Source organism: Salmonella sp. WC3 (genome assembly GCF_042932255.1).
GTDB lineage: Bacteria > Pseudomonadota > Gammaproteobacteria > Enterobacterales > Enterobacteriaceae > Salmonella > Salmonella enterica.
Window position 1 is genome coordinate 4732925 of the sequence record NZ_CP170629.1, and the last position, 6879, is coordinate 4739803.

7 protein-coding genes are annotated in these 6879 nt (G+C 54.6%); all 7 read right to left on the reverse strand.

Going from position 1 to position 6879, the window contains the following annotated elements:
- Positions 1-28 precede the first annotated feature (28 nt).
- On the reverse strand, positions 29-988 hold the full coding sequence (gene yidZ / locus ACFK9X_RS23120; protein WP_151117877.1) for an HTH-type transcriptional regulator YidZ: 960 nt from the start codon (positions 986-988) through the stop codon (positions 29-31).
- A complete protein-coding gene (locus ACFK9X_RS23125; protein WP_151117879.1) occupies positions 957-2144 on the reverse strand; it encodes an MFS transporter in 1188 nt (395 codons plus the stop codon). The genes yidZ and ACFK9X_RS23125 overlap by 32 nt, the downstream gene beginning before the upstream one ends.
- 182 nt (positions 2145-2326) lie before the next feature.
- Positions 2327-3691, reverse strand: a complete 1365-nt coding sequence (gene mnmE / locus ACFK9X_RS23130; protein ID WP_000019081.1) for a tRNA uridine-5-carboxymethylaminomethyl(34) synthesis GTPase MnmE — start codon at positions 3689-3691, stop codon at positions 2327-2329.
- 141 nt (positions 3692-3832) lie between these two features.
- On the reverse strand, positions 3833-5479 hold the full coding sequence (gene yidC / locus ACFK9X_RS23135) for a membrane protein insertase YidC (protein WP_000378278.1): 1647 nt from the start codon (positions 5477-5479) through the stop codon (positions 3833-3835).
- A gap of 2 nt (positions 5480-5481) precedes the next feature.
- The gene (gene yidD / locus ACFK9X_RS23140; RefSeq protein ID WP_001307474.1) at positions 5482-5739 is read right to left on the reverse strand and encodes a membrane protein insertion efficiency factor YidD; all 258 of its coding nucleotides are present in this window, start codon (positions 5737-5739) and stop codon (positions 5482-5484) included.
- Positions 5703-6062 (reverse strand): ribonuclease P protein component, encoded by a 360-nt coding sequence (rnpA, locus tag ACFK9X_RS23145; protein ID WP_000239725.1) that lies wholly within the window; start codon positions 6060-6062, stop codon positions 5703-5705. The genes yidD and rnpA overlap by 37 nt, the downstream gene beginning before the upstream one ends.
- A gap of 16 nt (positions 6063-6078) precedes the next feature.
- The gene (rpmH, locus tag ACFK9X_RS23150) at positions 6079-6219 is read right to left on the reverse strand and encodes a 50S ribosomal protein L34 (RefSeq protein ID WP_000831330.1); all 141 of its coding nucleotides are present in this window, start codon (positions 6217-6219) and stop codon (positions 6079-6081) included.
- Between the last annotated feature and the right edge of the window lie 660 nt (positions 6220-6879).

Below are 6879 nucleotides of genomic sequence, written 5' to 3' on the forward strand. Positions count from 1 at the left end.
AGTAAGGTTAATTTATCAACACAGGTGGTCAGATAAGGCGACGGCAGAGCGTGTTGATAGCCTGTCGTAGCCACACAATCTTGGGATTATGACTATTACGTTTGTGCCATAATAGGGTAAACGGCACCATCAGCTTTTCCCGCTGTTGCGCATCAAAAGGCAGGGGGCGCGCCACTAACGGTAGCTGGTGGAGCTGATTGTAGTGCTGGCAATAGCGCGGCGCTATTGCTATCAGGGTGTGATCCGGCTGGGCGGCCATAAAGAGCGACTGCTCGAACCCCGGCAGGCTCAACGCAATATGGCGTTTGCGTCCCATTTCTTGCAGGACATCATCCAGCGCCCAGGTATCGCTTTGCTCCCAGCAAATACTGATATGCGGGTAGCGCAGAAAAGTGTCCAGATCCCACGCTTCGCGCAGCGCCGGATGATCTTCCCGCAGCCAGACCCACGGTAAATCGCTAAACAGTACCTCAAAATCAATCGCGAGCGGCAACAGACTGAGCAATTCTCGCGAGCGGGGATGGCTTTCGCGTCCGGTAAATCCGATATCGACTTCCCCACGCATAATCGCCTCCAGCGAGTCATAATCCCAGTTGCGAACCTTAATGGTAGCCTGCGGATAGCGCTGATAAATCTGCTGCGACAGTGAATTAAACATAATCATCATCAGCGGCGACTCTGCTGCCAACTCAAATTTTAAACCGCGCGGCGTTTGATGATGCGGTTTATCAAGCAGTTGATTCCCCATCTGCATCCAGTCCGCCAGACTTTGCTCCATACTGACCATCAGCGGCGTCGGCGCCAGGCCCAGCGGCGTATTGACGAACAGCGGATCGTCAAACCATGCCCGGAGTTTCGCCAGCGATTTGCTGACCGCCGAGGGCGTTACGTTCATCCGTTTTGCAGCTTTAGTGACGCTGCGCTCCTGCATGAGTAACTGTAGGCATAACAGCAAATTAAGGTCGAGATTGGTAAGGGATTTCTTCATGCTCGGCTACGGACCTGTTGGGCGTGACGGAGAAGATCAGCAGAATACTCACTATGCTACAACCAATCAGAATCCCGATCAGCATATTCATCGCGCTGATACCGAGTATTGCCGCCAGCCAAATCCACAGTGATGAACCGCAAACCTGCGCGATACCCAGCGTGGAACTGGCCACTCCGGCGCGCAGCGAAAACGGCCCCAGCGCCTGGCTCATCGCGACGCCAAAACCAACCGAGAATCCGGCGCAGATAAGCGTCAGGCCAAAGAGCGTGACGGTATTGGTATAAGCAAGGCTTAACGTCATGCCAGCCGTCAAAAACAGCCCCTGTGAGACGAGCATTAAGGTTCGCGGCTTAAATAACCCAAGCGCAAAAGGGGTAGAAAAAGAGACGACCATGCTGACGCCTGCGGTGAGCGCCATGGTAATGGCATAGTCGCCACGGCTAAATCCCATCACCTCCATCAGCAGCACTGGAGAGGCATTGACGAAGGTCAGGATCACCGACACGCTAAGGGTGGTGATCGCCAGTCGACTAACGAAAAAACGGTTAACCAGCGACTCGGCGGCGGGCGACGATCGTGATAAATCGCGTGGAGCCAGCCTTGCCGGGCGCGTCTCGCGCAGGATAAACAGTGATAACAGGCCCACAATAATGCCCATCGCGGACATCGTATAGAACAGACTTTGCCAGGGGAAACGCAGCATAATCAAATGCCCCATCACCGGGGCGAGTACCGGCACAATACAGGTAATCCCATTCAATAATGACAGCACTTTCGCCCGGCGATGCTCGTCGAGCGTGTCGCGCAGAATGGCGAACGCCACCACATAGCAGCCGCCTGCTCCTACCCCCTGAAGAAAACGCCCACTCAGAAATAGCGAGCCTTCCGACGCCCGTGAACAAAGCAGTGAGGCCATCATAAAGACGATCGCGCCGACGATCGCGACCGGCTTGCGGCCTGACTGGTCGGCTATCTTCCCGGCAAACAGCATGGCCGTCGCCATTCCGGCCAGGTAAACGGAGAAGGCGATATGCAACTGCGACTCACTGGCGTTCAGATCGACGGCTATACGCGGTAAACCGACCAGATACATATCAATACCGGCAGGATAGAGTAAAACCAGGGTAAAACTACACAGTAGAAAACGTTTCATAGCGGCCTCACGAAAAGTGTGGCGCTAAGAATACGGGGCGACGTTGCGCGAGACGAGTTGCCATTTGGACAACAGTGATTTCCGCATGGGAAATCATTGCTGCCGGATGGCGGCATAAACGCCTTATCCGGCTTACGGGTTTTGTAGGCCCGGTAAGCATTGCGACACCGGGCAATACAACGTTACTTACCAATACAGAAGCTGGAGAAAATCCGTCCCAGCAGGTCGTCGGAGGTAAACTCGCCGGTAATCTCGCTTAAGCTTTGCTGCGCCAGGCGCAACTCTTCCGCCAGCAGTTCCCCCGCCCATGCGCCTAATAACTGCGCTTTGCCCTGCTCAAGATGTTCAGCGGCTTCCGCCAGCGCCTGTAGGTGACGGCGGCGGGCCAGGAAGCCGCCTTCCATATTGGTATCAAACCCCATGCTCTGCTTGAGGTGGTTACGCAACACGTCGACGCCTTCGCCGGTACGCGCCGAGAGGCGAACCAGTGAGTGACCATTTACTTCACTAATACCCAGCGTTTCGCCGGTGATATCCGCCTTGTTACGTACCACGGTAATCGGTAAATTTTTGGGCAGACGGGCGATAAAGTCCGGCCAGATGTCGGCAGGGTCAACGGCGTCCGTCGTGGTGCCATCCACCATAAACAGCACGCGATCGGCCTGTTCAATCTCCTGCCAGGCGCGTTCGATGCCGATACGCTCAACTTCGTCGCTGGCGTCGCGTAGTCCGGCGGTATCGATGATATGCAGCGGCATCCCGTCGATGTGAATATGCTCGCGCAACACGTCGCGCGTGGTACCGGCGATATCGGTAACAATGGCCGCTTCACGGCCTGCCAGCGCATTCAGCAGGCTGGATTTCCCGGCATTCGGGCGTCCGGCAATCACTACCTTCATCCCTTCGCGCAGCAGGCTGCCCTGGCGCGCTTCGGTGCGCACGGCGTCAAGATCGGCGATGACGCCATTGAGCTGCGCTTCAATTTTGCCGTCAGAGAGAAAGTCGATCTCCTCATCCGGAAAATCGATAGCCGCTTCGACGTAGATTCGCAGGTGAGTAAGTGCTTCCACAAGGTGGTTAACGCGGGCGGAAAATGCCCCCTGTAATGAGTTTAGCGCCGAACGCGCCGCCTGTTCGGAACTGGCATCGATCAGGTCGGCAATGGCTTCCGCCTGGGCTAAATCGAGCTTATCGTTGAGGAACGCTCGCTCGGAGAACTCGCCCGGTCGGGCAATTCGCACGCCTGGAAGCGTCAGGATACGTTTTAACAGCAGGTCCAGGATCACCGGACCGCCGTGCCCTTGTAGCTCCAGCACATCTTCACCGGTGAAGGAGTTTGGGCCGGGAAACCACAGCGCAATACCCTGATCCAGCGCGCTGCCGTCAACGTCTTTAAACGGCAGGTAGTCGGCATAGCGCGGCTTCGGCAGCTTGCCCAGCACCTCTTGCGCAACGTCGCGCGCCTTCAGACCAGAGATACGCAGGATACCCACGCCACCGCGTCCCGGTGGGGTTGCCTGGGCGACGATAGTGTCGTTATGGCTCATGGTTAGTCTCAACTTTGTTGCAATAAAAAAAGGCGGTCATATGACCGCCTTTTGATTGTAGGCCTGATAAGCGTTAGCGCCATCAGGCTGACCGGCGCGCCTTGCCGGATGGCGGCTTCGCCTTATCCGGCCTACACCGAATCAGGATTTTTTCTTCTCGCGGCTATGCAGACCACGCTTCTCCAGACCACGGTAGATCAGCTGCTGCTGAATGATGGTGACCAGGTTGCTGACGATATAGTACAGCACCAGACCTGACGGGAACCACAGGAAGAACACCGTAAAGATGACCGGCATAAAGGTCATGATCTTCTGCTGCATCGGGTCGGTCACGGTGGTCGGCGACATCTTCTGAATGAAGAACATCGTTACGCCCATCAGGATCGGCAGAATGTAGTACGGGTCCTGTGCGGACAGGTCATGAATCCACAGCGCGAACGGCGCATGACGCAGTTCAATGGAACCCATCAGCATGTAGTACAACGCCAGGAAGATAGGCATCTGGATGATCAGCGGGAAGCAGCCGCCCAGCGGGTTAACCTTCTCCGCTTTGTACAGGGCCATCATCTCCTGGCTTTGGCGCTGTTTATCATCGCCAAGACGTTCGCGCATCGCCTGAATTTTCGGCTGCAGCATACGCATCTTCGCCATTGACGTGTATTGCGCTTTGGTCAGCGGGTACATGATACCGCGAACGATAAAGGTAATGATGATAATGGAGAAGCCCCAGTTGCCCACAAAGCTGTGGATCCACTTCAGCAACTTGAACAGCGGCTGAGAGATGAACCACAACCAGCCGTAGTCCACGGTCAAATCCAGGTGCGGTGCAACAGCCGCCATTTTATCCTGAATTTCCGGGCCGACCCACAGGGTGCTGGTCATCGCGCCAGTCTGGCCTGGCTGTACCAGTACCGGCTGCGCTTTATAGCCGATAGCGACAATGCCGTTGCCCAGATTGGCGGTGTAGAAATTGTTGGTGCCGTCGTTACGCGGAATCCATGCGGTAGCGAAATACTGCTGCAACATTGCCACCCAACCGCCTTTGGAGCTGACGTTGAGGTTTTCGTTATCGGCAATAGTGTCGAATTTGTATTTCTCATACTTCTCATCCGGCGTGGAGTACGCTGCGCCGCGGAATGTATGCAGCGCAAAGTTGCTGCTGCCGGTGTCGCGATGAGGAGGCAGGTTGACGGATTGTTTTAACTGACCAAAGGTGGAGACTTCCAGCGGTTTTTCGCCGGTGTTCTGCACGCTATAGTTCACGTTAACCGCATAATCGCCACGCTTAAAGACAAACGTTTTGGTAAACGTGTTGCCTGCGGCGTCAGTATAAGTCATCGGAACCTGCAGTTCGTTCTGACCGTCGGCCAGTACAAACGCATCTTTCTCGACGTTGTACAGCGGACGCGGGCCGTTCGCCGGGTTATCCGGGCCGTCGCGGCCTGTCAGGCCGCTTTGCGCCTGATAGATAAACTGCGGGGTGGTTTCCAGCAGCTGGAACGGTTCGTTGGAACCCAGTTCTTTCGGGTAAGCCGGGAGCAAGGCCTGCTCGACATCACCACCACGGGTGTTGATAGTCAAATCAAGCACATCGGTTTTCACCGTAATCATTTTCCCCTGGCCACTGGCTGGTACGCCCTGGTCGGCGGCGCTACCCGCTGCGGTGGTCGTTGTCTGCGTGGTCTGTTGAGTCTGAGGTTGCGGATTTTTATCCTGCTCCCAGGCTTGCCAGATCATGAAAGACACGAACAGCAAAGCGATGACTAAAAGATTGCGTTGCGAATCCATCGTTAGTGTTCTCTGGTATCAAATGGTCCGGGCGGGACGGGATCGTCACCACCAGGGTGTAAAGGGTGGCATTTTAATACGCGTTTCACCGTCAACCAACTGCCTTTTATCACTCCAAACCTGCGCAATGCCTCAATTCCGTAGCTTGAGCACGTTGGCGTGAAACGACAATGCGGCCCAAGCAGCGGACTGATCAGGCGTTGATAGACCCGAATAAGGGCTATCAGGACCCGCGAGCCAGGCGACAGTGGCGGCGCCATAATTTTTCCAACGCTTCCGAGAGAGCACGGTTATCGAGGTCGGCAACCCCTTTTTTCGCCACCACCACGAAATCCATTGCAGGAAGTTCATGCTGGCGCAGACGGAAGCTTTCACGCGTCAGACGTTTAATCCGGTTGCGTTCATGCGCACGTCGAACGTTTTTCTTGGCGACGGTAAGACCGATACGGGGATGCCCCAGCGAATTCAGGCGGCCGAGGATGGTGATTTGCGGCGTGCCAGCCCGTTGAGGTTGCTGGAAGACGAATGTGAAATGAGCGGGAGTTAACAAACGTAACTCCCTGGGAAATGCGAGCTTAACCACTCAGGGGTTAGCTTTATTACTTGGAAACGGTCAGACGAGCGCGGCCTTTAGCACGACGACGTGCCAGAACCTGACGACCATTTTTAGTAGCCATACGAGCACGGAAGCCGTGAGAACGGTTGCGCTTCAGTACAGACGGTTGAAAAGTGCGTTTCATGGCGATTTCTACCTAAACTTGAATAAATTCACTGACTTTTGCGTATACCCGAACAAACTTTGAACGACTTACGCCACAGTGTGGGTGATTAAAGAGGCCGGATTGTAATAATTGTACACTCCGGAGTCAATTCTCTTTCCTTATTTTCCCGCGATTTTCCACGCCTTTTTGTGCGGAAAATAAGCAGCGTTGACGCCATATGACGGGCATTGCGCGACGGGTGGAGAATTATACGGACTGCCAGGTAAAGCGCAAGGATCGCCCTGGATCTTTATGCGATCTTTTAGGCGTCTGCTCACCTTTACATATTAATTTTTTCAATATGCGCGCGAAAGCGTACAGGAGTTCCCCTGGATCGATTACACTTATCCTTTCCTGGAAAGCCCTGTGGATAAATCGGGAAGAATCTGTGAGAAACAGAAGATCTCTTGCTCAGTTTAGGCTATGATCCGCGGTCCTGATCGTTTCAAACGATCCTGGTCAGGCATGAACACGGAATCTTTCAGGCTGCGTGAAATCGCGATCGTTTGAAAGATCCGTGAAAACCGCAGACAGCGGTTCGTGCGTCACCCTTCATGCAGGGTCTTATCGACGTGCGCCAACAATCATTAATGTATCAGCCTTTGTCATTTATCGACTTTTGTTCGAGTGGAGTCCGCC

Excerpts from the sequence above, each read along its gene's own strand:
- yidZ (WP_151117877.1), bottom strand. The coding sequence starts at position 988 with ATGAAGAAATCCCTTACCAATCTCGACCTTAATTTGCTGTTATGCCTA.
- ACFK9X_RS23125 (WP_151117879.1), bottom strand. The coding sequence starts at position 2,144 with ATGAAACGTTTTCTACTGTGTAGTTTTACCCTGGTTTTACTCTATCCT.
- mnmE (WP_000019081.1), bottom strand. The coding sequence starts at position 3,691 with ATGAGCCATAACGACACTATCGTCGCCCAGGCAACCCCACCGGGACGC.
- yidC (WP_000378278.1), bottom strand. The coding sequence starts at position 5,479 with ATGGATTCGCAACGCAATCTTTTAGTCATCGCTTTGCTGTTCGTGTCT.
- yidD (WP_001307474.1), bottom strand. The coding sequence starts at position 5,739 with ATGGCGCCGCCACTGTCGCCTGGCTCGCGGGTCCTGATAGCCCTTATT.
- rpmH (WP_000831330.1), bottom strand. The coding sequence starts at position 6,219 with ATGAAACGCACTTTTCAACCGTCTGTACTGAAGCGCAACCGTTCTCAC.